Annotated in this window: 26 protein-coding genes; 3 read left to right on the top strand and 23 right to left on the bottom strand. The window is 63.5% G+C overall.

The window, feature by feature from the left end; all coding sequences use genetic code 11:
- Positions 1–24 precede the first annotated feature (24 nt).
- From ACSQ3E_RS11090 to crcB, 6 genes are all read right to left on the bottom strand, one after another.
- Positions 25–1,065: a glutamine synthetase beta-grasp domain-containing protein gene (locus ACSQ3E_RS11090; RefSeq protein ID WP_436122736.1), complete on the bottom strand. Its 1,041-nt coding sequence runs from the start codon at positions 1,063–1,065 to the stop codon at positions 25–27.
- A 207-nt stretch (positions 1,066–1,272) separates the two neighbouring features.
- Positions 1,273–2,067: an ATP12 family chaperone protein gene (locus ACSQ3E_RS11085; protein WP_436122735.1), complete on the bottom strand. Its 795-nt coding sequence runs from the start codon at positions 2,065–2,067 to the stop codon at positions 1,273–1,275.
- A 2-nt stretch (positions 2,068–2,069) separates the two neighbouring features.
- Positions 2,070–2,996, bottom strand: coding sequence for a DMT family transporter (locus ACSQ3E_RS11080; RefSeq protein WP_310318518.1), 927 nt, complete (start codon positions 2,994–2,996; stop codon positions 2,070–2,072).
- A gap of 146 nt (positions 2,997–3,142) precedes the next feature.
- Complete coding sequence (locus ACSQ3E_RS11075) at positions 3,143–3,793, bottom strand: HAD family hydrolase (RefSeq protein WP_436122975.1); 651 nt, start codon at positions 3,791–3,793, stop codon at positions 3,143–3,145.
- Between the two features lie 35 nt (positions 3,794–3,828).
- Positions 3,829–4,812: an RluA family pseudouridine synthase gene (locus tag ACSQ3E_RS11070; RefSeq protein WP_310318512.1), complete on the bottom strand. Its 984-nt coding sequence runs from the start codon at positions 4,810–4,812 to the stop codon at positions 3,829–3,831.
- Positions 4,813–4,847: 35 nt separating this feature from the next.
- A complete protein-coding gene (gene crcB, locus ACSQ3E_RS11065; RefSeq protein ID WP_310318509.1) occupies positions 4,848–5,225 on the bottom strand; it encodes a fluoride efflux transporter CrcB in 378 nt (125 codons plus the stop codon).
- A gap of 157 nt (positions 5,226–5,382) precedes the next feature.
- On the opposite strand from crcB, the gene mazG reads away from it, so the two are divergent.
- Complete coding sequence (gene mazG, locus ACSQ3E_RS11060; protein WP_310318507.1) at positions 5,383–6,207, top strand: nucleoside triphosphate pyrophosphohydrolase; 825 nt, start codon at positions 5,383–5,385, stop codon at positions 6,205–6,207.
- A gap of 6 nt (positions 6,208–6,213) precedes the next feature.
- Here the strand turns inward: mazG and hflX are convergent, their stop codons facing one another.
- From hflX to dusB, 9 genes are all read right to left on the bottom strand, one after another.
- Positions 6,214–7,605: a GTPase HflX gene (hflX, locus tag ACSQ3E_RS11055; protein ID WP_409014556.1), complete on the bottom strand. Its 1,392-nt coding sequence runs from the start codon at positions 7,603–7,605 to the stop codon at positions 6,214–6,216.
- A complete protein-coding gene (gene hfq, locus ACSQ3E_RS11050) occupies positions 7,606–7,851 on the bottom strand; it encodes an RNA chaperone Hfq (protein ID WP_018428055.1) in 246 nt (81 codons plus the stop codon).
- A gap of 139 nt (positions 7,852–7,990) precedes the next feature.
- Entirely contained in the window at positions 7,991–8,854 is an 864-nt protein-coding gene (locus tag ACSQ3E_RS11045) for a D-amino-acid transaminase (protein WP_436122734.1), read from the bottom strand.
- A 79-nt stretch (positions 8,855–8,933) separates the two neighbouring features.
- Entirely contained in the window at positions 8,934–10,310 is a 1,377-nt protein-coding gene (gene trkA / locus ACSQ3E_RS11040) for a Trk system potassium transporter TrkA (RefSeq protein ID WP_436122733.1), read from the bottom strand.
- 57 nt (positions 10,311–10,367) lie between these two features.
- Positions 10,368–11,729, bottom strand: coding sequence for a nitrogen assimilation response regulator NtrX (ntrX, locus tag ACSQ3E_RS11035; protein ID WP_436122732.1), 1,362 nt, complete (start codon positions 11,727–11,729; stop codon positions 10,368–10,370).
- Positions 11,719–14,007 carry an ATP-binding protein gene (locus tag ACSQ3E_RS11030; RefSeq protein ID WP_436122974.1) on the bottom strand — a complete coding sequence of 763 codons (2,289 nt, stop codon included), beginning with the start codon at positions 14,005–14,007 and terminating at the stop codon, positions 11,719–11,721. The genes ntrX and ACSQ3E_RS11030 overlap by 11 nt, the downstream gene beginning before the upstream one ends.
- 134 nt (positions 14,008–14,141) lie before the next feature.
- Positions 14,142–15,599, bottom strand: a complete 1,458-nt coding sequence (ntrC, locus tag ACSQ3E_RS11025) for a nitrogen regulation protein NR(I) (RefSeq protein ID WP_310318493.1) — start codon at positions 15,597–15,599, stop codon at positions 14,142–14,144.
- A complete protein-coding gene (locus ACSQ3E_RS11020) occupies positions 15,596–16,738 on the bottom strand; it encodes a two-component system sensor histidine kinase NtrB (protein WP_310318491.1) in 1,143 nt (380 codons plus the stop codon). The genes ntrC and ACSQ3E_RS11020 overlap by 4 nt, the downstream gene beginning before the upstream one ends.
- Entirely contained in the window at positions 16,735–17,763 is a 1,029-nt protein-coding gene (gene dusB, locus ACSQ3E_RS11015) for a tRNA dihydrouridine synthase DusB (RefSeq protein ID WP_436122731.1), read from the bottom strand. Before dusB ends, ACSQ3E_RS11020 begins: the two co-directional genes overlap by 4 nt.
- Before the next feature lie 140 nt (positions 17,764–17,903).
- Here dusB and ACSQ3E_RS11010 point away from each other — a divergent pair, with 140 nt between their 5' ends.
- Positions 17,904–19,127, top strand: a complete 1,224-nt coding sequence (locus ACSQ3E_RS11010) for a bifunctional 2-C-methyl-D-erythritol 4-phosphate cytidylyltransferase/2-C-methyl-D-erythritol 2,4-cyclodiphosphate synthase (RefSeq protein WP_436122730.1) — start codon at positions 17,904–17,906, stop codon at positions 19,125–19,127.
- The gene (locus ACSQ3E_RS11005; protein WP_436122729.1) at positions 19,124–19,606 is read left to right on the top strand and encodes a CinA family protein; all 483 of its coding nucleotides are present in this window, start codon (positions 19,124–19,126) and stop codon (positions 19,604–19,606) included. Before ACSQ3E_RS11010 ends, ACSQ3E_RS11005 begins: the two co-directional genes overlap by 4 nt.
- A 39-nt stretch (positions 19,607–19,645) precedes the next feature.
- Here the strand turns inward: ACSQ3E_RS11005 and ACSQ3E_RS11000 are convergent, their stop codons facing one another.
- The 8 genes from ACSQ3E_RS11000 to ACSQ3E_RS10965 all read right to left on the bottom strand — a co-directional run bounded on the left by ACSQ3E_RS11000 (position 19,646) and on the right by ACSQ3E_RS10965 (position 26,016).
- The gene (locus ACSQ3E_RS11000; RefSeq protein ID WP_436122728.1) at positions 19,646–20,053 is read right to left on the bottom strand and encodes a hypothetical protein; all 408 of its coding nucleotides are present in this window, start codon (positions 20,051–20,053) and stop codon (positions 19,646–19,648) included.
- A 51-nt stretch (positions 20,054–20,104) separates the two neighbouring features.
- Positions 20,105–20,566 carry a type II toxin-antitoxin system RatA family toxin gene (locus ACSQ3E_RS10995; RefSeq protein WP_436122727.1) on the bottom strand — a complete coding sequence of 154 codons (462 nt, stop codon included), beginning with the start codon at positions 20,564–20,566 and terminating at the stop codon, positions 20,105–20,107.
- Between the two features lie 10 nt (positions 20,567–20,576).
- Complete coding sequence (gene lipA, locus ACSQ3E_RS10990) at positions 20,577–21,539, bottom strand: lipoyl synthase (RefSeq protein ID WP_436122726.1); 963 nt, start codon at positions 21,537–21,539, stop codon at positions 20,577–20,579.
- 12 nt (positions 21,540–21,551) lie between these two features.
- Positions 21,552–21,833 carry a GlsB/YeaQ/YmgE family stress response membrane protein gene (locus ACSQ3E_RS10985; RefSeq protein ID WP_310318473.1) on the bottom strand — a complete coding sequence of 94 codons (282 nt, stop codon included), beginning with the start codon at positions 21,831–21,833 and terminating at the stop codon, positions 21,552–21,554.
- Positions 21,834–21,915: 82 nt separating this feature from the next.
- Positions 21,916–23,361 (bottom strand): dihydrolipoyl dehydrogenase, encoded by a 1,446-nt coding sequence (gene lpdA / locus ACSQ3E_RS10980; RefSeq protein ID WP_436122725.1) that lies wholly within the window; start codon positions 23,359–23,361, stop codon positions 21,916–21,918.
- A 16-nt stretch (positions 23,362–23,377) separates the two neighbouring features.
- Positions 23,378–23,959, bottom strand: a complete 582-nt coding sequence (locus ACSQ3E_RS10975; RefSeq protein ID WP_436122724.1) for an N-acetyltransferase family protein — start codon at positions 23,957–23,959, stop codon at positions 23,378–23,380.
- A 3-nt stretch (positions 23,960–23,962) separates the two neighbouring features.
- Entirely contained in the window at positions 23,963–24,601 is a 639-nt protein-coding gene (locus ACSQ3E_RS10970) for an SGNH/GDSL hydrolase family protein (RefSeq protein ID WP_436122723.1), read from the bottom strand.
- A 50-nt stretch (positions 24,602–24,651) separates the two neighbouring features.
- The gene (locus ACSQ3E_RS10965) at positions 24,652–26,016 is read right to left on the bottom strand and encodes a pyruvate dehydrogenase complex dihydrolipoamide acetyltransferase (RefSeq protein ID WP_436122722.1); all 1,365 of its coding nucleotides are present in this window, start codon (positions 26,014–26,016) and stop codon (positions 24,652–24,654) included.
- Positions 26,017–26,026 lie beyond the last annotated feature (10 nt).

Genomic DNA, 26,026 nt, shown 5'->3' with positions numbered 1-26,026 from the left:
TTTCTGAACCAGGTTGCCCAGAATTTAGGCAGCAGCCCTGGTCTCGACGCTGGTCGGCACCGAGTTGATGGTCTTCAGGATCTGCGAGGCGATCTGGTAGGGGTCGCCCTGCGAATTCGGACGGCGATCTTCGAGATAGCCGCGATAGTCGTTGCGCACGAAGCTGTGCGGCACACGCACAGAAGCGCCACGGTCGGCTACGCCCCAGGTGAAGACGTCGATCGAAGCCGTCTCGTGCTTGCCGGTCAGGCGTAGGTGGTTGTCTGGGCCGTAAACGGCGATGTGCTCTTCGCGGGCTTCGCCGAAGGCTTCCATGAGCGCTTCGAAGTAGGCCTTGCCGCCAACGTCGCGCAGGTAGTCGGTCGAGAAGTTGGCGTGCATGCCCGAGCCGTTCCAGTCGGTGTCACCAAGCGGCTTGCAGTGATACTCGATGTCGATCTCGTACTTCTCGGTCAGGCGCTGCAGCAGGTAGCGGGCGAGCCACATTTCGTCGGCGGCCTTCTTCGAGCCCTTGCCGAAAATCTGGAACTCCCACTGGCCCTTGGCCACCTCGGCATTAATGCCCTCGTGGTTGATGCCGGCCTCGAGGCACAGGTCGAGATGCTCTTCGACGATCTGGCGGGCAATGCTGCCGACATTCTTGTAGCCAACGCCGGTGTAATACTCGCCCTGCGGCGCCGGGAAGCCGTTCTCCGGGAAGCCGAGCGGGCGGCCGTCCTTGTAGAAGAAATATTCCTGCTCGAAGCCGAACCAGGCGCCATCGTCGTCGAGAACGGTGGCGCGGGTGTTGGACGGATGCGGGGTGACGCCATCGGGCATCATCACTTCGCACATCACCAGCACGCCGTTCTTGCGGGCCGGATCGGGATAGACGGCGACGGGCTTCAGCACGCAATCGGAGCTCTTGCCTTCGGCCTGGCGGGTCGAGCTGCCGTCAAAACCCCAGAGCGGAAGCTGCTCGAGCTTCGGGAACTCCGCGAATTCCTTGATCTGGGTCTTGCCGCGGAGATTGGCGGCCGGGGCGTAACCGTCCAGCCAGATGTACTCGAGCTTGTACTTCGTCATGCTATCCTCTCAGTGTCGTGCCTGCCGGCCTTGGGATGGCCGGCGTGTCACAAGAGAGAAAGCAAGCCCCGTGCCAACTCGAAAATCCCTGCTTCTACGCAGGGATGGCAGTTGCACGGGAAAGCCACTGCTCAAAAAACAGGCAAACTACGGCAGCATGACTGACATTTTGCCCAAGAACCGGGCTGATGTGCCTTGCCGGCTAAGTCAGCCTGCCTTGAGTGCCTCCAGCAGGGCCACCGCTCCCAGCATGTCGCGCTTGCGGGCGGCGCGGCGCGCCACGGCTTCCGAATCCTGGCCCCAATGCTCGATTTGCCAGTCTTCGTCGACATGCGCTGCCGCCCAGGCTTCTTCGACCGACATTTCGCCTGTTTCAACGGCAAGGGCAAGAAGTGCCGAACCGGTCAGCGTGGTCATCACATGGAGTGCGGCGAGCTTCATCGGCTCGGCGCGCTGCGACAGGTGCACGCCAAGCGCTGCGATCGCCTCGCGCGGCTGTTCGACATGCATGACGCCCTCGGCCAGCACGAAGCGCGCGCCAAGCGATGCACGCGCCCAGTCCAGCACCGGGTCCCAGGCCTCGGCCTGGCGCTCGACGAGCTTTTCCGGGCTGTCGACGCGGTAGCAGAGCAGGTCGCTGGAGGAGAAGCGCAGGATATCCTCGAGCACGGCCTGCGGATCGGTGGCGACGCCGTCGATCGCCGTGTTGACGAGACGCAGTACCGGCATGGTGAAAGGATCGATGACCTCGACCTGGGCCGCGAACTCGTCGGCAACCAGCTGTGCCGCGGCCGCCGTCGGCAGCGCCAGCAGCGCCCTGCCCGGCGTACGCACCGACTTGCCGTCGAGCAGGACGGCGTGGCCTTCTTCGAACGCTGCAACCGTGGCCGCTTCGTAGAACCGCTTGGGCAGCTGCTTGCGCAACGTGCTTTGCGCGCGACGGATTGGATCGGGATCGGACAGGCCGTCGCTGGTTTCGAGGTCGCTCAGGATATCTCGCATCTTTACTCCGCTCCGGCCGCGCGCCTGCGCGATGGCCGATTTACAATGATCAACCCGGTCGCAATCAGACCGAGCGCCAGAAAAATGTTCCAGGTCAAGGCTTCGCCAAGCACCAGCCAGCCGCATATCACGCTGAATGCCGGCGACAGGAAGGCAAAGCTGGAAAGGCCCGCCGCAGGATAGCGCCGCATCAGCCAGAACCACAGAATATAGGTGAAGGCGACAACATATACAGCCTGAAACAGCAACGCTCCGGTGGCGACCGTCGACACATCGCGGAACGCGGGGCCGGCGAGCGAGACGAGCGGGATCGCCATGAGCGCCGAGACGACAAGCTGGTAGAGCAGCACCTTCTCGGCACTGGCGCTGGCCAGCCTGGTTCCCTTGATCGCGAGCGTGGTCAGCGCCCAGAGCAGGCCGGCCACAAGTGCGAGAAGATCGCCGAACAGCGTCGAACCGCCGGTGTCGCCGAGCTTGTCGGCAAAGACCACCGCAACACCGCCGAATGCCAGGATCAGGCCGAACAGCTTTTGCAGCGACATACGTTCGCCAAGCCAGAAATGTGCGCCGATCAGAACCCAGAACGGCATCGTGTTGACCAAGAGCGAGTTGCGCGCCACCGTCGTGTATTCCAGGCTGACGAACACCAGGATGAACTCTGTACCGAACAGCAGTCCGGCCAGGATGCCGGCCCACAAGGTGCCGTCGCGGGTGAACAGCGGAACACGCCTGTAGAGGCACCAGAGATAGACCAGCACGCAGGCAATGCCCGAGCGCGCGACATTGAGGAAGATCGGATTGTAGCCCGACGTCGCTAGCTTGGCCGCGACACCATTCATGCCCCAGGACATCGTCAGCATGAGCATGAACACGACGGCTGCCGTATCGATCGCGTCGCGACGTTCCAATGGCTGTGTGACGGCTGTCATGAATTCCTCCACGCTCAGCGAGCGCGATGCTGATGGACAAGGGCTGGCCGTGCCGCGATGCGAGGCAGGCTGGCAGCAGCGGACCAAGGTCCAACCACGCGGCGGGCCGCACCATAACGCACGACGCCTGCCCCCAATTGGTCCAGCTAGTCGATAAGGGGTAGCAATTCGCCAGGTCTGTCGATGACTGCGTGCGCGCCAGTGGCAAACAGGCCCTCGCGGTTGTGGTAGCCCCAGGCCACGCCAATGGCCTGGGCACCGGCACTGCGGGCCATCTGCATGTCGTAGACGGCGTCACCAATGACGAAGGTCGACGACGGATCGACACCCATCTCGGCGCAGCATTCCAGCACCATCGCCGGATGCGGCTTGGAGGGGCAGTCGTCGGCGGTACGGATGGTGACGAAATGGCGGCCAAAGCCATGGGTTTCCATCACGCGCTCGACCCCACGGCGCGACTTGCCGGTGACCATGCCGATCAGCACGTCATCGCGGCGCGCGAGCGCTTCGATCAACTCGGCGATGCCATCATAGAGCGGCTCCTGGAAGCTCGGCAGGTGCCGCGAAGCGATGAAGTGTTCCTTGTAGCGCCCTGCAAGCCTTGTGCTTTCGGCGTCAGGAGCGCGCTTCAGTAAGGTCGCGATGGCAATGTCGAGGGTGAGCCCGATGATGCCCTTGGTCGCCGCCTTGTCGGGCTCCGGCAGGCCGGCCTCGCGGAACGTCGCCACCATCGAGGCGTGGATGATGTCGGCGCTGTCGACCAGCGTGCCGTCGCAATCGAAAAGAACGAGCTTCAGCGCGCCTGCGTCGCGCTCCGGCGATGCAACCAATGTCACGCCGGCTCCCCGCTCTCGTCGTCGAAGCCGATCAGGTTCCAGCTCTGGCGCATATGCGGCGGCATTGGCGCGGTAACGTCGATGACACCGTGATCGGGATGCGGAATGACGATGCGGCGGGCATGCAGATGCAGCTTGTTCTGCAGGCCGCCAGGGAATTCCCAGTTGGTGTCGTGCTCGAAATATTTCGGATCGCCGATGATCGGGCAGCCGATATAAGCGGCGTGCACGCGCAACTGGTGCGTACGGCCAGTATAAGGCTCCATCTCCAGCCAGGTCATGGTCTGGGCGGCCTGCTCCAGCACGCGGTAGTAAGAAACCGCGTGGTCGGCGCCCTTTTCGCCATGCTTGGCGACACGCATGCGGTCGCCGTCTGGTGTCTGTTCCTTGATCAGCCAGGTCGAGATCTTGTCTTCGCGCTTGGGCGGCGCGCCCTTGACCAGGGCCCAATAGGTCTTCTTGGTCTCGCGGGCACGGAAAGCCTCGGCGAGCTTCATCGCTGCCAGGCGCGTACGCGCCACGACCAGCACGCCCGAGGTGTCGCGGTCGAGCCGGTGTACCAGGCGCGGCTTCTCGCCCTTCTTGTTGCGCCAGGCCTCGAGCATGTCGTCGAGATGGCGCACAACGCCCGAGCCGCCCTGAACGGCAAGGCCGGCCGGCTTGTTGAAGACGAAGACCTTGGAGTCTTCATAGATCAGCATCCTGGCCAGCACATCGCCATCGTCCTGATCGCGCATGGTACGGGCAGTCAACGGACCGTCGTTCTTCTTGTCGACTTCGAGCGGCGGGATGCGGATCACCTGCCCCGGCTCGACGCGCGTGTCGGCCTTGACGCGACCGCCATCGACACGGATCTGGCCCGAGCGCAGCAGTTTTTGCAGGTGGCCGAAGCCGAGCCCCGGATAATGGGACTTGAACCAGCGGTCGAGCCTCATGCCCGTTTCGCCGGCTTCCACCGTGATCTGTTCAACGCCTGCCATAATTCAATCGTCCTTTTCGAAGCGGCCCAATAGCATCAGCCGATGCTTCTTGCGAGCCACATTCCCAGGAACAGCGCCAGTATGGCTGATATGACGCTGGCAAAAGCATAGCCAAAGGCCGAAATCGTTGCTCCACGCTCCCACAGAGTGGCGAAATCGAGCGAAAATGCCGAGAAGGTGGTGAAGCCGCCGAGGATGCCGGTGGCGACGAACAGCCGGAGTTCGGTCGAGCCACCGAAGCGGCGTGCCAGCAGTCCGACGAACAGCCCCATGGCCAGCGATCCCAGCACGTTGATCGCCAGCGTGCCCCAGGGAAAGTTCGGGCCGACCAGTCTGAGCGCCAGGAGATTGGCGAGATGGCGCAGTGCGGCACCGATGGCGCCGCCGATTGCAACGAGAGATAGATGCAGCATAGCCAAGTCCTGCCCGCGCGCGAATGTCCGGTCAATAGCATGGAACCGCTGGCAGACCGCGCGATGGCCGACTGCTGCCGCCGAAATGGCTGTGGACAAGGCCAGCCGGCAGCAGGCCATTGTTGGGAGGGCGGCAACGGGGCTATAGCATCGCCCCATGCAACCTTCCAAAGACATCGCCCGCCTGATCGAGATCATGGCCGCCCTGCGCGAGCCGGAAACCGGCTGCCCCTGGGACATCGAGCAGAACTTCGCGACGATCGCGCCCTATACGATCGAGGAGGCCTATGAGGTCGCCGACGCGATTGCCCGCAACGACATCGACCATCTCAAGGAAGAGCTCGGCGATCTCCTGCTGCAGGTCGTCTACCACGCCCAGATGGCGGAAGAGGCCGGCGAATTTTCCTTCGGCGACGTGGTGCAGGGCATCACCACCAAGATGATCCGCAGGCATCCGCACGTCTTCGGCGACGCCAAGGCGCGCGAAGCCCGTTCGGCCAAGGGCATGTGGGAAAAGATCAAGGCCGAGGAAAAGGCTGAGAAGCGCGCCGCGCGCATCGCCCGCGGGCTCGACCCCGAAGATCACGGCAAGGGCTTTCTGGACAGCGTGCCGGTGGCGTTGCCGGCGCTGACGCGGGCGCTGAAGCTGCAGGAAAAAGCAGCGCGCGTCGGCTTCGACTGGGGCGAGGCTGCACCCATCCTCGACAAGATCGAAGAAGAGATCGGCGAATTGCGCGAGGCCATGGCCAAAGGCGACCAGGCGGCCGTCAAGGACGAGTTCGGCGACATGCTGTTTGCGCTGGTCAATCTCGGCCGCCATCTGGAACTTGATTCAGAGGCAGCACTTGGCGGCACCAACGACAAGTTCCGCAAACGCTTCCACTATGTCGAAAAGGCGCTCGATGACGCCGGCCATAGCCTGGAGGCGGCAACGCTCGACGAGATGGAAGCGCTGTGGCAGCAGGCCAAGGCGGCGAAGTAAGCCGTCTTAGCCCTTGTTCTTGCGCAATATTTTCGCAGCAATCTCGTCGCGCGCCGAGGCGGTTGCCTTGATCGTCATCGACACGCTGCCATCGTCATTGTCGGTACGCGAAACGACGTCGCCATTGCGGTAGAGCCAGTCGATCTGGCCGAGCTGGCTCGGTTCCAGAGTGACGTCGATGCTCTCCAGCTCGCCCGAAACCCGCTGCTCGATCAGGCCGCTCAACGTCGGGATGCCCTCGCCGGTAATCGCCGAAATGGCGATCGGCGGCGTCTTGCGGCCGTCAACGCTGTCGGAAAGCAGCCGCTCGCGGTTGCCCTCGTCGAGCTGGTCGATCTTGTTCCAGACCTCGACGACGCGGTCGGTGTCGGCCGCATCGACGCCGAGGTCGGACAGGATGCGCTCGACATCGTCGGCCTGGGCTGCCGTATCCGGATCGGAAATGTCGCGCAGGTGGATGACGAGGTCGGCTTCGACCACCTCTTCCAGCGTCGCCCGGAAGGCGGCGATCAGGTGCGTCGGCAGGTCCGAAATGAAGCCGACGGTGTCGGACAGGATGATCGGCGTGCCATGTGGTAGCCGCACCCGACGCAAGGTCGGGTCGAGCGTCGCAAACAGCATGTTCTCGGCCAAGACGCTTGCGCCGGTCAGCCGGTTGAACAGCGTCGATTTGCCGGCGTTCGTATAGCCGACGATAGCAACGACCGGAAACGGCACCTTGCGGCGCTTGGAGCGGTGCAGGTCGCGGGTCCGGACGACGGTTTCCAGCTCGCGCTTGAGCTTGATGATCTTTTCCTGCAGCGCGCGCCGGTCGGATTCGATCTGCGTTTCGCCGGGGCCGCCGAGAAAGCCGGCACCGCCGCGCTGGCGCTCGAGGTGGGTCCAGCTGCGAACCAGCCGGCCCTTCTGGTAGTTGAGATGGGCAAGCTCGACCTGCAGCGTGCCTTCCTTGGTACGGGCGCGCCGGCCGAAAATCTCGAGGATCAGCCCGGTGCGGTCGAGCACCTTGGCGTTCATCTCTTTTTCGAGGTTGCGCTGCTGCACCGGCGTCAGCGGATGGTCGACGATGACCAGTTCTGCGCCCTGTTCCTTTACGATCGTGGCGAACTCCTCGACCTTGCCGCTGCCCAGCAATGTCGCCGGACGCGGATCGTTGAGGGTCACGATCGCTGTATGAACAGGTTCGAGATCGATGGCACGGGTCAGACCGACCGCCTCGTCGCGACGAGCTTCGGCCGAACGCTGCAATCGCGGACGCGCGCTGTCGTCGTCACCCTTGGGCTGGCGCGTCAGCACCGGCACGATGACGACCGCGCGCGTGGGGGCCTTATCGCCCCCTACCGATTCGGGTCCATTGCTGTCGCCGGCCTTGGCGCCGGCAGTCCTGTCGCGTGCCAATCAGCCGCCCTGGCTTTCCTCGCCATCGAACATCTGAACCGGCTGGCTCGGCATGATCGTGGAGATGGCATGCTTGTAGACGAGCTGCGAGTGCCCGTCACGGCGCAACAAAACACAGAAATTGTCGAAGGAGGTCACTACTCCGGTCAACTTCACGCCGTTAATCAGGAAAATGGTGAGTGGGTTTTTGCTCTTGCGAACTGAATTCAGGAAAAGGTCCTGAAGATTCTGCGATCGTTCCGCCATTGTTTTTTTCTTTCGCCGATCCCTGTCTGCTGCCAATGCGCCAAATTACCGGGCCCATGTCAAGCCAGCAAACACCCCCTTGCCACAACGCGTAGCAAGCTGAACGAGATGAATTTAACCATTTACGCCCAAGCGGTTATCAGGCTTGGATTTTTTCCGCAACGTCAAAAAATGCCTCACGGAGTGAAAGCGCGACCGAACCGGGATGCCCGTTGGCGACCGGCTGTCCGTCAATGGCGACGATCGGCATGATGACGGTCGTTGCTGCAGTCATGAACGCCTCGCGCGCCGACTTGGCTTCCTCGACGGTGAAGCCGCGCTCCTCGACCTTGAGGCCAAGCTTCTTGGCGACATCCATGAGCGTCGTACGCGTGATGCCGCGCAGGATGCCGCTGTCAGCCGGACGCGTGACGAGATGGCCGTCCTTGGTGACGATCCAGGCGTTTGTCGCAGCCCCTTCTTTGACTGTTCCGTCGGGGTCGACGAACCACGCCTCCTGCGCGCCGGCCTCCTTGGCCTGCTGGCGCGCCAGCACGTTGGGCAGCAGGCCGACCGACTTGATGTCGACGCGATCCCAGCGATTCTCCGGCACGGTGATCACCTTGATGCCGGCTGTCGCCCGCTTGGCCGATGCCACCGGATCGGTGCGCTTGGCGGTCACGACAAGCGAAGAAAGTGTTGTGCCAGCCGGGAAAACATGGTCGCGCGGCGCAACACCGCGCGTCACCTGGAGATAGACCATGCCGTTGTGGACACGATTGCGGGCAATGACCTCGCGCATGATGTGGACCAGCACGGCGCGATTGACCGGCCAGGCGATCCTGAGTTCCGAAAGCGAGCGGTCGAGGCGGTTGAGGTGGCCGACGCTGTCGACGATGAAGCCGCGCGCCACTTCGCAGACCTCGTAGACGCCGTCGGCGAACTGATACCCCCGGTCCTCGATATGAACGCCTGCCTGGGAATGCGGGAGATAGCGGCCGTTGACGTAGGCTATGCGCGGCATGGTTTTCGTGTCCCCGAAAATTCAAACGGAGTTCTAGTCGATTTGCGCCGCGCGGCAATCTGCAAAAGGCTGGTCCAGCTCAGAAGAATTCGAGGCTGACGCGGAACATCTGCTCGACCTGCTTGACCGCCTTGTCGAGTGCGAAAATGACAACGCGGTCCTTGGGCTTGATCTTGACCGACCCGCTCGGCTTGACGACATGGCCATCCCTGTAGATGGCGCCGATGCGCATGCCATCAGGCAGCTCCAGGTCGCGCAGCAGCGTACCGACCAGCGGCGAGGTTTCGAGCGCCTCGGCCTCGATGATCTCGGCAGCACCGCGCTGGATCGAGTGCACCTGGCGGATGCGGCCACGCCTGACATGCTGAAGCACGCGCGAGATTGTCACGGCACTCGGATTGACATGCGCGTCGATGCCCAGCGGCTTGGTGAGGTCGTGATAGGCCGGGTTGTTGATAAGGGCGAGATTGCCCTTGCAGCCCAGGCGCTTGGCCATGACGGAGGACAAGATGTTGACCTGGTCGTTGTTGGTCAGCGCGACCATCAGGTCGGCATCCTGGATGTCGGCCTCCATCAAAAGCTTCTGGTCGAGCGCGCTGCCGTTGAGCACCACGGTCCGCCGCAGCTCGTCGGCGACCTTGATCGCCCTCTCCCGTTGCGCCTCGATGATCTTGATCTTGGTGCGGCTCTGGCGCTGTTCGAGCGTGCGGGCAACGAACAGGCCGATATTGCCGCCACCGGCAATGACGATGCGGGTTGCTTCCTGCTCGTCATGGCCAAACAGGCCAAGCGTGCGCCGGACCTGCTCCTTGGTGGTCACCACATAGGCAAGGTCGCCCGCCACCAGCTGGTCGGCCGAATGCGGAATGAACAGGCGGCCATTGCGCGTCACCCCGACCACCGTCGACGGCAGGTCGGGGAAAAGCTCGCTGAGCTGCGCCAGCGGCGTGTTGATGACGGGGCAATCCTCCAGGCACTCGATCGCCACCATGATGATGTGGTTTTCGGCGAAGCGGACAACGTCGACGGCGCCGGGCAGCGTGATGCGGCGCAGCACCATTTCGCCGACTTCCAGCTCGGGCGAAATGATCACGTCGATCGGCAGATGTTCGCGCGAGAACAGGTCCTGGTAGTGCGGCTGGAGATAGGCCTGCGAGCGGATGCGAGCGACCTTCATCGGCACGTTGAACAAGGCGTGCGCCACCTCGCAGGCGACGATGTTGACCTCGTCGAACAAGGTCACGGCGATGATCATGTCGGCTTCTTGCGCGCCGGCGGCTTCCAGCACTTCCGGATGCGAGCCGTGACCGACGAAGCCGCGCACGTCCAGCTGGTCGCGCACGGCATGGATCAACTCCGGCGCGGTGTCGATGATCGAGACGTCGTTCTTTTCCGCCGCCAGCCGCTCCGCGATGCCGTAACCGACCTGTCCCGCCCCGCAGATGATTACGCGCATGTCATCGATCGATCCTGGCTGTCCGCCATCTCAGCTGAAACCGCATCGAGCACCATACTAGACGCCGAGCGATTTGAGCTTGCGGTGAAGTGCCGAGCGCTCCATGCCGATGAACTCGGCCGTCTTGGAGATGTTGCCGCCGAAACGGTTGATCTGGGCGATCAGATATTCCTTCTCGAACATCTCGCGTGCCTCGCGCAACGGCAGCGCCATGATGTGCTGGTCCGACTGGTTCGGCGCGCGCGGCATGACGTCGCCGATCTCGGACGGCAAAAGGTCGGCGGTGATCGGCGCCTCGGGATTGTCGCTGCGGGCAAGGATCAGCAGGCGCTCGACATTGTTGCGCAGCTGGCGGACGTTTCCGGGCCAGTTGTGAGCCTGGAGCACGGCGAGCGCGTCGTCGCCGATGCGGCGTGGCTTGATGCCTGCCTGCTTGGCCATCTGCTTCATGAAGTTGTCGACGAGGTAGGGAATGTCCTCCCGGCGCTCGGCAAGCCCGGGCACCATGACAGGCACGACGGCCAGGCGGTGATAGAGGTCCTCACGGAAGCGCCCTTCGGCGATCATCGCCTCGAGGTTCTGCGCCGTCGACGAGATGATGCGGACATCGACCTTGACCCGCTTGGTGCCGCCGACGCGCTCGAACTGCTGCTCGACGAGCACGCGCAGGATCTTGTTTTGCGTCTCGCGCGGCATGTCGGCGATTTCGTCGAGGTACAGGATACCCTGGTGGGCCTCTTCGAGTGCACCCACCTTGCGCTCGCCACCATTCGATTCGGTACCGAACAGCTCGATCTCCATGCGCTCCGGCGTGATCGTCGCGGCATTGAGTGCGACGAACGGACCGCTTTTCCGCGACGACAGGGCATGGATGGCGCGCGCGGCCATTTCCTTGCCCGAACCCGACGGGCCGATGATCATGATGCGGCTGTTTGTCGGCGCGACACGATCGATGGTCTGGCGCAGCTGGCTCATCGCCGACGACATGCCGATCAGGTCGTGGGTTTCGCCCGAGCGCATCTTGAGGTCGGAAACCTCGCGCTTCAGCTTCGAGGTTTCGAGCGCGCGCTCGGCGATCAGGATCAGCCGGTCGGCCTTGAACGGCTTTTCGATGAAGTCGTAGGCGCCGCGGCGAATGGCCGAGACAGCCGTCTCGATGTTGCCGTGGCCCGAGATCATCACGACAGGCAGGCTGGGATGCAACGTCTTGATCTCGTCGAGCAGGGCCAGGCCGTCGAGCCGCGACCCCTGCAACCAGATGTCGAGGAACACAAGGCGCGGCGCTCGGTCCGCGATAGCGGCAAGCGCGCTATCGGCGTCGAACGCCGTGCGGGTTTCGTGACCTTCGTCGCTCAGGATGCCCGCAACCAGTTCGCGGATGTCTTCCTCGTCGTCAACGATAAGAATATCAGACGCCATTTCCGACCTTTTCGGTTTCTCTGCCTTGCACTGCGTCGTCGGCACCCTTGGGTGCCGCGGCCTCTTCGGCCGCCGCAGGCAGGACCATGCTGATCATCGCGCCGCGGCCGCCATGGAAATCGGCTGGTGCGTCGTGAAGTTCCAATCTTCCGCCGTGGTCCTCGACAATCTTCTTGACGATAGCGAGGCCGAGGCCAGTGCCTTTCTCGCGTGTCGTCATATAGGGCTCGAGCAGCCGCTGGCGATTCTCGCGCGGCAATCCCTTGCCATTGTCGATCACATCGATGCGGATCGAGTTGCCTTCTCGCCGTGCCCGGATCTTGATGACCCCGGCCTCACCGGTCTGGCGTTCCGCCGCCTCGATTGCCTCGGCGGCATTCTTGATGACATTGCCGAAGGCCTGGGCCATCAGACGGCTGTCGAAGGTTCCCTTGAGCGGACCGGGCGTGATCTCACGCTCGAAGGCGATGTCCGCGCGGCTGACCTCGACAAGGAACGACGCCTCGCGCAGCGGCTCGCGGATGTCGATCACCTTCATCTCGGGCTTCGGCATACGCGCGAAGGCCGAGAATTCATCGACCATACGGCCTATGTCGCCGACCTGGCGGATGATCGTTTCAGTGCACTGGTCGAAGACCTCGCGGTCCTCGGTGATGACCTTGCCATAGCGGCGGCGGATACGCTCCGCCGACAGCTGGATCGGCGTCAGCGGGTTCTTGATCTCGTGGGCGATGCGGCGCGCGACGTCGGCCCAGGCAGAGGTGCGCTGTGCCGTCACGAGGTCGGTGATGTCGTCGATGGTCACCACATAGGATTTGTCGCCGACTTCGCTTTCGCCCTCCTCGACCGTCACCTGCACGTTGAAGGTGCGCTCGGCGCCCGCGCGGTAGAAGGTGACCTGCTCGCGGTAGACGGCGCGGCCCGACTTGCGGCCGATCTCGAAGACGCGGCCGACGTGAGGCAACAGGATCGACAGGTTCTGGCCGAGCGACTCGGAAGCCGAGATCGCCAGCATCGCTTCGGCCGAAGGATTGACGATGGTGATGCTGCCATAGGGGTCGACGCCGATGACGCCGGCGGTGACGCCCGAAAGCACGGCTTCCGAGAAACGGCGGCGCTCGTCGATGACGTCTTTGGCGGTCAGGATCTCGTTGCGCTGCGACTTGAGCTCGAGCAGCATGTTGTTGAACGTGTCGCTGAGCGCGCCGACGTCGCCATCCGACTGCCGCACCGGCACCGAGACGTCGAGATTGCCGGTCGCCACCTCGTCAGCAGCGCCGATCAGCTGGCGGATCGGCCGGACGATGCGGTCCGCAACCGCGATGCCGGTCCAGATCGCCGAAAGCACGACGATCAGCGTCAGGCCGAGATAAAGCAGGGCAAAGGCGATCTGCGTCGTGCGCCGGTTGGCGCCGAGATCGCGATATTCCTCGGTATTTGCGGTGACGATCTGGCGTGCCTTGATCACCTCGGGATCGACCAGGCGGATCGTGTAGAGGTAGAGCCCCTCGATCTCGCGCAGCTTGATGATTGCGCCGACGATGTTGCGCGTCTTCGGCTCGATCAGCACCGGCTTGCCGTCCGCCGCCGTCTGGACCGCAACGGCCGGAGGTTCGGGCATGGCGAAATCGGCGCCAGTCTTGGCGCTCATGACGAAGGAGCCGTCGGCGCTGATCAGCGCAGCATGCGCGAGCGCGCGCAGCTGCGCCTGCCGGCCCATGAAGTCGAGGAAGCCGCTGCGGTCGAGCCCGTAAAGCGGACGATTGTTGTCGAGGTCGTTGGCCATCGACAGCGTCGTGCTCTGCAGGTTGCGCGCGTTTTCCTGAACATAGGCTTCGGCGATCGACAGCGACGAATTGACGATCGTCGTGGTGCGGATCTGGAACCAGCGATCGAGACCGATGTCGAGCGTGATCGAGGCGACGACGGCGACCAGCAGTGCCGGCAACGCCGCCACCAGCGCGAACATGGTGACGATACGCACATGCAGCCGCGACGCCGCCTTGCCGCGCTTGCGAGCCATGACGATGCGCTGGATCTCGAAGGCGATCAGCCCGACGAGGATCAGCACCAGCACCGCATTGATGGCGATAAGCGCCAGCGTCGTCGTCGAATCAGGAGTGATCGGCGTGACGCCGATCAGGATGGCGAACGACACCGCCGCCGAAACCAGTGCTGCGGCAATAGCCAGCACGCCCGGAAGCGCGAGAAGGCGGCGACCTTCCTGCCGGGGTTGTGCGGGCGTCTTGTCGTTTAGAGGTTTTGCCTGGCTCGCCATGCTGCCGTGTAGAGACATTGATTGCGGCGCATCTATGCAACGCATTGTGGCGATTATGCAACATTTTCGCCTGAAGCGAAAATGTTTAGACGGACTATCGACAGATAAGCGTGTTCAGGCTGGGCTTGGGCGCGTCAGGCGGGTCGCGACGATTTGTAGACGTTGACGCCAAGCTCGCGGATCTTCTTGCGCAGCGTGTTGCGGTTGAGACCCAAAAGTTCCGCAGCCTTGATCTGGTTGCCGCGCGTCGCCGTCATCGAAGCCAGCACCAGCGGGTATTCGACCTCGGCAAGGATGCGCTGGTAGAGCCCGGGCGGCGGCAGGTCGCCGGCGAACATCGCGAAATAGCGCTGCAGGAAGTGTTCGACGGCCTGGCCCACCGACAGATCGTCGGGAATGAGATTGCCGCCGGGCACGACGGGCTGCTCGCCGGTCTTGAGCTCGGACTCGATGATCTCGGCCGAAATCTCGTCCTGCGGGTAGAGTGCCGCGAGACGCCGCACCAGGTTTTCCAGCTCGCGCACATTGCCCGGCCAAGGATAGCGCTTCATCAATTCGACGCCGCCGGCCGAGATGCGCTTGGCCTGAAGGCCTTCGCTGACGCCCTGTTTGAAGAAATGGCGGACAAGGTCGGGAACATCCTCCGAACGCTCTCGCAGCGCTGGAAGACGAAGCGGTACGACGTTGAGACGATAGAACAAGTCCTCGCGGAACAGACCCTGATTGATGAGCGTACGCAGGTCCTTGTTGGTGGCCGCGACGATGCGCACGTCGGTCTTGATCGGCGTGCGCCCACCGACCGTGGTGTACTCGCCCTGCTGCAACACGCGTAGCAGCCTGGTCTGCGCTTCCATCGGCATGTCGCCGATCTCGTCGAGGAACAGCGTACCGCCATCGGCCTGCTCGAAGCGGCCGGTGGAGCGGTTCTGCGCGCCCGTGAAGGCGCCCTTCTCGTGGCCGAACAGCTCGGATTCGATCAGGTCGCGCGGGATGGCGGCCATGTTGATGGCAACGAACGGCCCGTTGCGGCGGCGGCCATATTCATGGAGCGCGCGCGCCACCAGCTCCTTGCCGGTGCCCGATTCACCCGAGATCATGACGGTCAGGTCCGTCTGCATCATGCGGGCGAGCATGCGGTAAATGTCCTGCATCGCCGCCGAACGCCCGACCAGCGGCATGGCGTCGGGCTGGTCGTCATGACGCTGGTCGCTCTTCGGCCGCCGTGGCTCGGACAGCGCACGGTTGACGATGCTGAGCAGCTCGGTAAGGTCGAAGGGCTTGGGCAGATACTCGTAGGCACCGGTTTCCGACGCGCGGATGGCGGTCATGAAGGTGTTCTGCGCGCTCATGACGATGACCGGCAGCTCCGGGCGCGCCTTCTTGATGCGCGGCAGCATGTCGAAGGCGTTCTCATCGGGCATCACCACGTCGGTGATGACGAGATCGCCTTCGCCGGCCGCCACCCAGCGCCACAGCGTCGCGGCGTTGGAAGTGACGCGGACTTCATGGCCCATGCGCGACAGCGCCTGGTTGAGCACCGTGCGGATCGCCGCATCGTCATCGGCGACAAGGATGTTTCCGCGCACGCTCATCGATGGGCTCCTTCACTGTCGTCGTCGAGATGCACGGGCAGTTCCTTCCAGGCGGGCATCAGGATGCGGAAGGTGGTGCCGCGCGGTGTCGAATCGCACTCGATCACCCCGCCATGGTCGCCAACGATCTTGGCGACGAGCGCGAGGCCAAGGCCCGAGCCATTGGGCTTGGTGGTGATGAAAGGATCGAACAGGATCGGCAGGATGTCCTCAGACACGCCCGATCCGTTGTCATGGACGCAGAATTCCAGCGGCAGCGAGACGCGATCCTGAGTGCCGGGGATCGACATGCGGATGCCAGGCTTGAAAGCGGTCGACAGCGTGATTTCGCCATGCGGGTCGTGGCCGATGGCTTCTGCGGCATTCTTGACCAGGTTGAGGAAAACCTGGATCAGTTGGTCACGATTGGCATAAACGGGCGGCAGCGATGGATCGTAGTCCTCCAGGATCTTGATTCCATTGGCAAAGCCGTTCCTGGCCAGCGCCTTCACATGGTCGAGCACGACGTGGATGTTGACGGGATAGCGGTCGATCGGCCGCTCGTCGGAAAACACCTCCATGCGATCGACAAGCGAAACGATGCGGTCGGTTTCGTCGATGATCAGCCGTGTCAGCGAACGGTCCTCGTCGGAGGCATTCAGCTCCAGTAGCTGTGCAGCGCCCCGGATACCCGACAACGGGTTCTTGATCTCATGGGCGAGCATGGCGGCAAGGCCGGTCACCGAGCGTGCGGCACCGCGATGCGTCATCTGACGGTCGATCTTGTCGGCCATCGAGCGCTCCTGGAACATCACCACCACCGAACCCGGCAGTTCGGACGCGGGAGCGACGTAGAGATCGACCATCTTCTCGATGCCGAGCCGGGGTGACGAAACGTCCACACGGTACTCGTTGACAGGCGTATTGCGTGCGCGCACCTGCTCGACCAGCTGCAGGATGGGGCTGCCGAAGGGCACGAAACGCGACAACTCGCTTCGCGCCAGCATGGCGGCACTCGAGCGGAAGAAATCCTCGGCATCGGCGTTGGCGAAGGTGATGAAATTGTCAGGCCCGATCATGATGACCGGGCGGCGGATCGTGTTGAGCACGATCTGCGCGGCATCAATCGGCTGGGGCGCCGGTGCTCGGTCGAAACTCATGCGGCATTCCTTTCGAACGTGCTTTCGCCAAAAGCCGCAAGTGCTTCACGCAGCGAAGAAATCACCTGCTGCGGCTCGAACGAGGTCAGCACGCGGCGGCGCAGCTCATCCGGCAGTTCGGTGGTGTGGCGATCGAGATACCAGCCGAGATGCTTGCGCGCCTGGCGCAGGCCGCTCTCGATGCCGTAGAGCACCAGCATGTCCTCGTAATGGGCAACGACATAGTCGGCCAATTCGGACGACGACCGGGGCACGCCTGTTGCAGCGCCCCTGCCTGCGGCAGCCGCAATCATTCCAGCGGTCCAAGGCGCGCCGTAGTGCGAACGCCCCGCCATGACGGCATCGGCGCCCGACTGGTCGAGAATGCCTGCGGCATCCTCAGGCGTCGTCACATCGCCATTGGCGACGACAGGAATGCTGACCGCCTGCTTGACCCGCGCGATGGCGCGCCAGTCGGCTTTGCCTTGATAGAACTGGCAGCGCGTGCGGCCGTGCACGGTGACCATCCTGACGCCCGCCTGCTCGGCGCGGCTGGCCAAATCAGGCGCATTGAGCACGTCGTCGTCCCAGCCCAACCGCATCTTGAGGGTCACGGGCACGTCGACAGCACCGACAACGGCATCGATCAAGGTCAGCGCATAGTCGAGGTCGCGCATCAGCGCCGAGCCGGCATAGCCGCCGGTCACCTTCTTGGCCGGGCAGCCCATGTTGATATCGATTACATCGGCACCTTCGCCAACGGCGATGCGTGCGGCCTCGGCCATATGCGCCGCCTCGCGGCCTGCGAGCTGAACCATATGCACCGGCAGACCGGAATGGCGGATGCGGAAGCCGCTGGAGCCGCGCCCTTTTGCCAGTTCGCCACTCGCCACCATCTCCGACACGACAAGGCCGGCACCATGGGCATAAGCGCGCGTGCGAAAGGCTTCGTCGGTGACACCAGACATCGGCGCCAGGAACACCCGGTTGCGGATCGTCACATCGCCGATCGAAAGCGGCTCGCCAAGTTTTTCCAGATCAGTCATGCACAAAAACAAAGCACCATTCGCTGCTGCACAATGAGTAGCCACGATTGGTTCATTGTGCAACTGCGAAATGACAGCCGAATGCGGCGCTTTCTGGATTCCTCTGGCCTTCCTGAGGCCTCGCGGCTAAGCCTCTGCTCATGAATCCGAAGCCGTTGCCGAACCAGCAGAATTCGAAGGTCGCCGTCGTTGTCGTGGCGGCCGGGCGGGGCGAGCGCGCCGGCCAGGCTGACGGTCCGAAGCAATATCGCAGGATCGGCGGCAAGGCGGTGATCTGGCACACGCTGAAGGCATTTCTCGACCATCCGCGGGTCGGACCGATCGCGGTCGCCATCCACGCCGACGATGGCGAGCTCTTTGCGGCGGCGGCCGGCGAACTTGCCGCGCGCGTCACCACAGTCGTCGGCGGCGCCACGCGCCAGGATTCGACACGCTTTGCACTCATCGCCCTGCAGGAAGCTGCGCCGCAGGCCGTGCTGATCCATGACGGCGTCAGGCCGTTCATCGGCCCCGAGGTCATCGACCGCGCCATAGCGGGGATCGACGCCAGCCATGGTTCGCTGCCGTCACTGCCGGTTTCCGACACGCTCAAGAAAGAAGCCTTCGACCGAACCGTGGCCGAAACCGTGCCGCGCGCGGGCCTGCATTCGGCGCAAACCCCGCAAGGCTTTCCGTTCGAGCCGATCTTTTCCGCGCACCAGCGCGCCTTCGAGGCCGGCCGCAGCGATTTCACCGACGATTCCGCTATCGCCGAATGGGCAGGCATTCCGGTTCGTCTCGTGCTCGGCTCGCCCGACAACGTCAAACTCACCTGGGCTAAGGACATCGCCATGGCCGACCAGCGCCTTTCCGGCAACGCACCAAGCTTTCCCGACGTCCGCACCGGCAACGGCTATGACGTGCACTCCTTCGAAGACGGCGACCATGTCTGGCTGTGCGGGGTGAAGATTTCGCATTCTAAAAAGCTGAACGGCCATTCCGACGCCGATGTCGGGCTGCACGCGCTAACCGACGCCTTGCTTGCCACCTGCGGCGCCGGCGACATCGGCACCCATTTCCCGCCATCCGACCCGCAGTGGAAGGGTGCCGCGTCGCGCCAGTTCGTCGAGCACGCAGCAAGCATCGTGCGCTCGCGCGGCGGCCGGATCGCCAATGCCGACGTCACGCTGATCTGCGAGGCGCCGAAGGTCGGGCCGCATCGCGAGGCGATGACGGCGGAACTGGCCGACATGCTGCGCATCGCGCCCGAGCGCATTTCGATCAAGGCGACGACCAACGAGAAGCTGGGCTTCATTGGACGCGAGGAAGGCATCGCGGCGATTGCCACCGCAAGTGTGGTCTATCCCGGAGAGTTGCCGGAATGAGCGACGTCACCGCCCTCGCCTCGGCCCTGCTCGACGCCTGCCTCGCCGAGGGCATGATGATCGCAACGGCCGAAAGCTGCACGGGCGGCATGATCATTTCTGCCCTCACCGACATTGCCGGCTCGTCGGCCGTCGTCGACCGCGGCTTCATCACCTATTCCAACGAAGCCAAGATGGAGATGCTCGGCGTCTCCGAGGCGACGCTCAAGGCCCATGGCGCGGTGTCGCGCGAAACGGCGCTTGAAATGGCGGCAGGCGCACTTGCCCATTCGCGCGCCAGCCTGGCGCTGGCGGTGACCGGCGTTGCCGGTCCAGGTGGCGGCTCGGCCGAAAAGCCCGTGGGGCTCATCTGGTTCGGCGTCGCGCGCAAGGGCGCGCCCGTGGAAGCGGAGTTTCGCCTCTTCGAGGACAAGGGCCGCGACTTCATCCGCCACGAGACGGTAAGGACAGCGCTAGGGTTGGGCTTGCGGGCTGTCTAGAAGAGCTGAGGGAGTTCGCCCAAAAGCCTGCCAGTGCGTCTAGGCGAAGGGAGCGTCCGCAAGTCGGACATCGATGAAGGCCGACCTCATTCTGTTGAGTACCATGTCATCGAGTGAGGTTACTTCGTAGAAGGTACTGTCAACCGAGCGAATGGTGACCCACCTCTCCTGCGACTTTGAGGGAAACGAGCCCACGAACTCGCCCCAAACGACCTGGTGCATTTCTTTCGCCAGCGCCGCCAAGTCAGGGCCTGGAATCCTGGCATCTTGCAGAGCCAGTGTCTCAAGCCGTTCACCGCCTTCACCAGATGCGTCGAACCCTCCATCGTCCGGTTCAGAACACTTAACCGTCGAAACAGTCCACGTTGCCTGCAACGACCGAGGCGCAAGAAGGCGAAGCAAGTCACTTAGATTGACCAAGGGATCATAAATCCTAAGCGTTGCCATCGCTCCTCCGATGCTCAAATTCCACCGGTCAGGCTACGCCGTCAGCGCGGCCTAGCCCAGCCTCACAGGTCCGTAGATCGCATCGGCGCGCTTTTCGAAGGCTTCGGCGAACATGCGGAAGGCGCGGTCGAACATGGTGCCCATCAGCGCGCCCAGGATGCGGTTCTTGAACTCGTAGTCGATGAAGAACTCGACGCCGGAGCCACCGTCGGGCGCCGGGACGAACTTCCATTCATTGGTGAGATAGCGGAACGGGCCATCGAGATATTTGACATCGATGGTGTTTTCGTCCGGCGTGAGCAGGACCTGGGTGGTGAAGGTCTCGCGAAAAGCCTTGTAGCCGACGGTCATGTCGGCCACGAGAATCTCACGGCCATCACGCTCGCGCCGCGAACGGACGTTGAGCGCTTCGCAAAGCGGCAGGAATTCCGGATACTTCTCCACGTCGGCAACCAGGGCGAACATCTTGTCCGGCGGGTGGCCGACGTGGCGGGTGGTTTCGAATTTCGGCATCCGGCGCTGATCAGGCCTTTTTCGCGAGCAGCGCTTCGCGCGCGGCGCGCAGCTTGGCGAAATCGTCGCCGGCATGGTGCGACGAGCGCGTCAGCGGGCTCGAGGCAACCAAAAGGAAGCCCTTGGACTTGCCGACCGTGGCGTAGGACTGGAACTCGTCAGGCGTCACGAACTTCTTGACCGGATGGTGCTTTTTCGACGGCTGCAGGTACTGGCCGATGGTCATGAAGTCGACATTGGCGCTGCGCAGGTCGTCCATCAGCTGCAGGATCTCGTGACGTTCCTCGCCGAGGCCAACCATGATGCCGGACTTGGTGAAGATCGAGGGATCGAGTTCCTTGACCCGCTGCAACAGGCGGATCGAGTGGAAGTAGCGCGCACCGGGGCGAACGGTCAGGTAGTTCGACGGCACGGTTTCCAGATTGTGGTTGAAGACGTCGGGGCGAGCGGCAACGACGATCTCAAGCGCGCCTTCCTTGCGCAGGAAGTCGGGCGTCAGGATTTCGATGGTCGTGGAAGGCGTCGCCCGGCGGATGGCGTGGATCACATCGGCGAAATGCTGGGCGCCGCCGTCGGCGAGATCGTCACGGTCAACCGAGGTGATGACGACGTGGGTCAGGCCCATCTGGGCGACAGCCTTGGCGACGCTCTCCGGCTCGTTCGGGTCGAGCGCCGTCGGGATGCCGGTGGCGACATTGCAGAACGCACAGGCGCGGGTGCAGATTTCGCCCATGATCATGAAGGTGGCGTGCTTCTTTTCCCAGCACTCGCCGATATTGGGGCAGCCGGCCTCTTCGCAGACGGTAACCAGCTTGTGCGACTTCACGATCTCGCGCGTTTCCTGGTAGCCGCGCGACACCGGCGCCTTGACGCGGATCCAGTCGGGCTTGCGCAGAACCTCCTGATCGGGCCGGTGAGCCTTTTCCGGATGCCGCGCGCGCGGACGGTCTTTGAGATCGAGCACTGTGACCATCAGTCTATCCTATCAAGGCCGACGCGCTTGCGAGCGGCCGAAAATCCAGAGCACGGCGACCGCACCTGCAATGGCGACGATCAGATTGCCCATGAAGCCGTAATAATTGATACCGAGCAGCCCCGCCAGAGTGCCGCCGACAAACGATCCGGCGATGCCGACGAGGATGTTGGTCAGGAAGCCGTGGTCGCGGTTCATCGTGCGCTCGGCGACGTAGCCGGCAAGGAAGCCGATGAGCAGCATGCCGAAGAAGCCGACGCCCGGCATGCCCATGATCCCGTAACTCTGTTCCATCAGTCGTCTCCGGCCAGTCGCGGACGTTCTGCGCATATAGTGGCATCGGGCGCGCCGCGAAAGGCGCGCCGATGCGTATCGGTCATGCGTTCAGCGCACGTCCGTAAGCGTCGAGCACGCTTTCCTTCATCGTTTCCGAGATCGTCGGATGCGGGAAGATGGTGTGCATCAGCTCTTCTTCGGTCGTCTCGAGGTTCATCGCCACGACAAAGCCCTGGATCAGCTCGGTCACTTCGGCGCCGACGAGGTGCGCGCCGAGCAGCTGGCCCGTCTTCTTGTCGAAGATGGTCTTGACCATGCCCTGGTCCTCGCCAAGCGCGATCGCCTTGCCGTTAGCGACGAAGGGGAAGCGGCCGACGCGAATGTCCTTGCCCTCGGCCTTGGCCTTGGCTTCGGTCAGGCCGACGGAAGCGACCTGCGGGTTGCAGTAGGTGCAGCCCGGAATCTTGAGCTTGTCCATCGGATGCACATTTGGCAGGCCGGCGATCTTCTCGACGCAGATGACGGCCTCGTGCTCTGCCTTGTGCGCCAGCATGGGCGGGCCAGCGACGTCGCCGATGGCGTAGATGCCAGAAACGTTGGTCTTGCCGTAGCCGTCGATGACGATGCAGCCGCGGTCGGTCTTCACGCCGAGCGCTTCGAGGCCGATGTTTTCGATGTTGCCCTGCACGCCGACGGCCGAGATCATGCGGTCGGCGGTGATCTTCTCGATCTTGCCGTCCTTCATCTCGACATGGGCGGTGACCGAGTTGGCGCCCTTCTCGACCTTGGTGACCTTGGCTTCGAGATGGATCTTCATGCCCTGCTTTTCGAACTGCTTCTTGGCGAAGGCCGAGATTTCGGCGTCTTCCACCGGCATGACGGCCGGCATAACTTCGACGACGGTCACCTCGACACCCATGGTGCGGTAGAACGAGGCGAACTCGATGCCGATGGCGCCCGAGCCCATGACCAGCAGCGACTTCGGCATCTCCGGCGGCACCATCGCCTCGAAATAGGTCCAGATCAGCTTGCCATCCGGCTCGATGCCAGGCAGCGCGCGCGGACGGGCACCGGTGGCGACGATGATGTGCTTGGCCGAGTAGGTGCCCTCGCCCAGCGTGTTCTTGGGCAGCGGTGCCTGTGGTTCCATCGGCTTCTTCGACGATTTTGAGACGACTATCTGGCCGGGCTTGGTGAGCTTGGCCTCGCCCCAGATGACGTCGACCTTGTTCTTCTTCATCAGGAAGCCGACGCCGCCATTCATGCGCTGGGCAATGCCGCGCGACCGCTCGACGATGGCCTTGAGGTCGGGCGAGATCGAGCCTTCAAGCTTCAGGCCGTAATTCATGGCGTGTTCGGCGAGATGCAGCACCTCGGCCGAACGCAGCAGCGCCTTGGTCGGGATGCAGCCCCAGTTGGAGCAGATGCCGGCAAGGTGCTCGCGCTCGACGACGGCGGTCTTGAGGCCGAGCTGGGCAGCGCGGATCGCCGCGATGTAGCCGCCGGGGCCGGAGCCGATAACGATGACGTCGTAATTGTCAGCCATTGAGTGTGCCTCTTCTTCAGGTCGCGCTGCGCGTCAGCAGCACCCAGTCGTGTTGTTTGCTGTAGGTGTCGGTCGATACGGATGGCTGGCGCGCGATTTCCTCGAAACCGCAGGATTTGTAGAGGCCGAGCGCCACGTCGTTGTCGCTTTCGGTGATCAGGCTGACCGGCCGGGCGCCGGCGCGGGCGAGCTCATGGTCGACGAGCCTTCGGCCGATGCCATGTCCGCGATGGTGCTGGTAAACACCAACGCTGTCGATGAACCAGTGGCCGATCGTTTTTTGCTGAAGCACGAGGATCGGCTCGAATACCGGGTGTGGTGCGTCCTCGTCGGCGAAAGATGGCTCGACGACATGGCCGATCACCAGGCCGGCGATCTCGCCATCGACCTCAGCCAAGCTGGCATTTGTCCAGCCGGCACGGTCGTCGTCGCAACGCAGTTGGTTGCGGCCATGTTCGAGTGCCGTCTGCGTCGTGCCTTCCAGCACCGCGCCGTACCACAGCCACGACGCCAGTCCGTGCGACGACAGGTCGACGAGGATGGCGAGTTCGGCGGCGTCGCGCCGCTCGGCCCTGCGGATGGTGACAACGCCGGCCAAGCTCTAGAGCTCCAGCATCACGCGCACGGTCGGCGCAATGGCGTGGCCGATGGCCCGCGTGTTCTCAGCGTCGAGATGCACGCCGTCGAGCGGTGTCGTCTCGGCGACGGAGCCGGCGTCGAAGAAACCGCAGCCGACCTCATCGGCGAGCGCAGCATAGAGCGATGCAAGATGCTTCGAGGCCTCGTCGCCGCCGGCGAACATGTCCTTGTACTCGGCATTCTCGGTGCGGCTGACGGCAGGCGGCGAAACCAGCAGGATCTCAGGCGCGGGATAACCCATGCCATGCTCGTAGGAGCGTACGATCGAGACCAGGCGCGCCATGCCTTGCCTGGCGGCCAGCGGGTTGCCATGGATCCAGGGCTTCATGTCATTGGCGCCGAGCATGATGATAACGACATCGATCGGCGCATGGGTGCCGAGGATGGTCGGCAGGAGCCGCGCACCGTTACGGTCGGCGGTGGCAAGATTGTCGTCGAAAGCAGTGGTCCGGCCGTTCAGGCCCTCGGCGATGACTTCGACGCCCTCGCCCAGTTCGGCCTGCAGCACGCTTGGCCAGCGGTCTTCAAGCGCGTGACGGCCCGGACCCGCGGCATCGTAGCCCCAGGTCAGCGAGTCGCCATAGCAAAGCACAGTCTTCATGATTGAAGTCCTCGAATCCCCTCCCTTTGCAGGGAGGGGAAATGGGGAAACTACACCAGCATGCCCATCGGGTTTTCGATGAAGCGCTTGAAGGCCGACAGGAGTTCGGCGCCAAGCGCACCGTCGACGGCGCGGTGGTCGGTCGACAGCGTCACCGACATCACATTGGCGATCTTGATCTCGCCATTCTTGACGACCGCCCGTTCCTCGCCCGCGCCGACCGCCAGGATGGTGGCGTGGGGCGGGTTGATGACGGCGGAAAAGTCCTTGATGCCGAACATGCCGAGGTTGGATACGGCGCTCGTGCCGCCCTGATATTCCTCAGGCTTGAGCTTGCGGTTGCGGGCGCGGCCGGCAAGGTCCTTCATCTCGTTGGAGATGACCGACAGCGTCTTGATGTCGGCCTGGCGGATGATCGGGGTGATCAGGCCGCCCGGGATCGACACGGCGACGCCGACATCGGCGTGCTTGTGCTTGACCATGGCCTGGTCTGTCCACGACACATTGGCGTCGGGAACGGCCGTCAGGGCCAGCGCCATCGCCTTGATGATCATGTCGTTGACCGACAGCTTGTAGGCCGGCACGTCGCCCTTTTCGGTCTTGCGCACCGGGGCCGCCGCGTTGAGTTGGGCGCGGAGCGCCAGCAGCGCGTCGATCTCGCAGTCGAGCGTCAGATAGAAGTGCGGGATGGTGCTCTTGGCCTCGACAAGACGGCGCGCGATGGTCTTGCGCATGTTGTCGTGCGGGATGAGCTCGTAGCTGCCTTCTTCGAACAGCTTGAGCACCTGCTCGTCCGACATGCCCTTGGCAGCGGGTGCTGCAGCCGGAGCGCCGGCAGGAGCCTTGGCCGCAGGAGCAGCCTTGGCGCCGCCACCCGAGATCGCAGCCTCGACGTCAGCCTTGACGACACGGCCATGCGGACCAGTGCCGGTGACAGCCGAAAGGTCGACACCCGAATCCTTGGCGATGCGGCGGGCGAGCGGCGATGCAAAGGTACGGCCATCGCTGGACGTTGCAGCGCCGTTGGTCGCAGCCGGCTTGGCTGCCGGAGCGGTGGCCACCGGTGCCGCAGCGGGAGCCGCTGGCGCGGCGGCGGCAGGTGCTTCCGCCTTCGGCGCCTCAGCCTTGGCAGGAGCAGCATCGCCGCCCTTGGCCGCGGCAGCGACATCTTCGCCGTCGCCGGCGAGAATGGCGATCAGCGCGTTGACCTTGACGCCTTCGGTGCCGGCCGGAACCAGCAGCTTGGCGACGATGCCTTCATCGACGGCTTCGACTTCCATCGTTGCCTTGTCGGTCTCGATCTCGGCGATCACGTCGCCGGGCGAAACCTTGTCGCCTTCCTTGACCAGCCACTTGGCCAGATTGCCCTCTTCCATGGTCGGCGAAAGGGCAGGCATGGTGATATTGATCGGCATGATGACCTCC

This window comes from Aminobacter sp. LjRoot7 (genome assembly GCF_964252895.1).
In the GTDB taxonomy this organism is placed as follows: domain Bacteria; phylum Pseudomonadota; class Alphaproteobacteria; order Rhizobiales; family Rhizobiaceae; genus Aminobacter; species Aminobacter aminovorans_B.
The sequence above is the reverse complement of the archived record's forward strand: the minus strand, read 5'-3'. Positions and strand labels throughout refer to the sequence as shown.

What these genes read in the sequence shown, in the direction of transcription:
- mazG (WP_310318507.1), top strand. Translation starts at nt 5,383, where the DNA reads ATGCAACCTTCCAAAGACATCGCCCGCCTGATCGAGATCATGGCCGCC.
- ACSQ3E_RS11090 (WP_436122736.1), bottom strand. Translation starts at nt 1,065, where the DNA reads ATGACGAAGTACAAGCTCGAGTACATCTGGCTGGACGGTTACGCCCCG.
- ACSQ3E_RS11005 (WP_436122729.1), top strand. Translation starts at nt 19,124, where the DNA reads ATGAGCGACGTCACCGCCCTCGCCTCGGCCCTGCTCGACGCCTGCCTC.
- ACSQ3E_RS10985 (WP_310318473.1), bottom strand. Translation starts at nt 21,833, where the DNA reads ATGGAACAGAGTTACGGGATCATGGGCATGCCGGGCGTCGGCTTCTTC.
- ACSQ3E_RS11010 (WP_436122730.1), top strand. Translation starts at nt 17,904, where the DNA reads ATGAATCCGAAGCCGTTGCCGAACCAGCAGAATTCGAAGGTCGCCGTC.
- dusB (WP_436122731.1), bottom strand. Translation starts at nt 17,763, where the DNA reads ATGACTGATCTGGAAAAACTTGGCGAGCCGCTTTCGATCGGCGATGTG.
- lipA (WP_436122726.1), bottom strand. Translation starts at nt 21,539, where the DNA reads ATGGTCACAGTGCTCGATCTCAAAGACCGTCCGCGCGCGCGGCATCCG.
- ACSQ3E_RS11000 (WP_436122728.1), bottom strand. Translation starts at nt 20,053, where the DNA reads ATGGCAACGCTTAGGATTTATGATCCCTTGGTCAATCTAAGTGACTTG.
- ACSQ3E_RS11045 (WP_436122734.1), bottom strand. Translation starts at nt 8,854, where the DNA reads ATGCCGCGCATAGCCTACGTCAACGGCCGCTATCTCCCGCATTCCCAG.
- ntrX (WP_436122732.1), bottom strand. Translation starts at nt 11,729, where the DNA reads ATGGCGTCTGATATTCTTATCGTTGACGACGAGGAAGACATCCGCGAA.
- ACSQ3E_RS11020 (WP_310318491.1), bottom strand. Translation starts at nt 16,738, where the DNA reads ATGAGTTTCGACCGAGCACCGGCGCCCCAGCCGATTGATGCCGCGCAG.
- ntrC (WP_310318493.1), bottom strand. Translation starts at nt 15,599, where the DNA reads ATGAGCGTGCGCGGAAACATCCTTGTCGCCGATGACGATGCGGCGATC.
- crcB (WP_310318509.1), bottom strand. Translation starts at nt 5,225, where the DNA reads ATGCTGCATCTATCTCTCGTTGCAATCGGCGGCGCCATCGGTGCCGCA.
- ACSQ3E_RS11080 (WP_310318518.1), bottom strand. Translation starts at nt 2,996, where the DNA reads ATGACAGCCGTCACACAGCCATTGGAACGTCGCGACGCGATCGATACG.
- ACSQ3E_RS10965 (WP_436122722.1), bottom strand. Translation starts at nt 26,016, where the DNA reads ATGCCGATCAATATCACCATGCCTGCCCTTTCGCCGACCATGGAAGAG.
- hfq (WP_018428055.1), bottom strand. Translation starts at nt 7,851, where the DNA reads ATGGCGGAACGATCGCAGAATCTTCAGGACCTTTTCCTGAATTCAGTT.
- lpdA (WP_436122725.1), bottom strand. Translation starts at nt 23,361, where the DNA reads ATGGCTGACAATTACGACGTCATCGTTATCGGCTCCGGCCCCGGCGGC.
- ACSQ3E_RS10995 (WP_436122727.1), bottom strand. Translation starts at nt 20,566, where the DNA reads ATGCCGAAATTCGAAACCACCCGCCACGTCGGCCACCCGCCGGACAAG.
- ACSQ3E_RS10970 (WP_436122723.1), bottom strand. Translation starts at nt 24,601, where the DNA reads ATGAAGACTGTGCTTTGCTATGGCGACTCGCTGACCTGGGGCTACGAT.
- ACSQ3E_RS11085 (WP_436122735.1), bottom strand. Translation starts at nt 2,067, where the DNA reads ATGCGAGATATCCTGAGCGACCTCGAAACCAGCGACGGCCTGTCCGAT.
- ACSQ3E_RS11030 (WP_436122974.1), bottom strand. Translation starts at nt 14,007, where the DNA reads ATGGCGAGCCAGGCAAAACCTCTAAACGACAAGACGCCCGCACAACCC.
- trkA (WP_436122733.1), bottom strand. Translation starts at nt 10,310, where the DNA reads ATGCGCGTAATCATCTGCGGGGCGGGACAGGTCGGTTACGGCATCGCG.
- ACSQ3E_RS11070 (WP_310318512.1), bottom strand. Translation starts at nt 4,812, where the DNA reads ATGGCAGGCGTTGAACAGATCACGGTGGAAGCCGGCGAAACGGGCATG.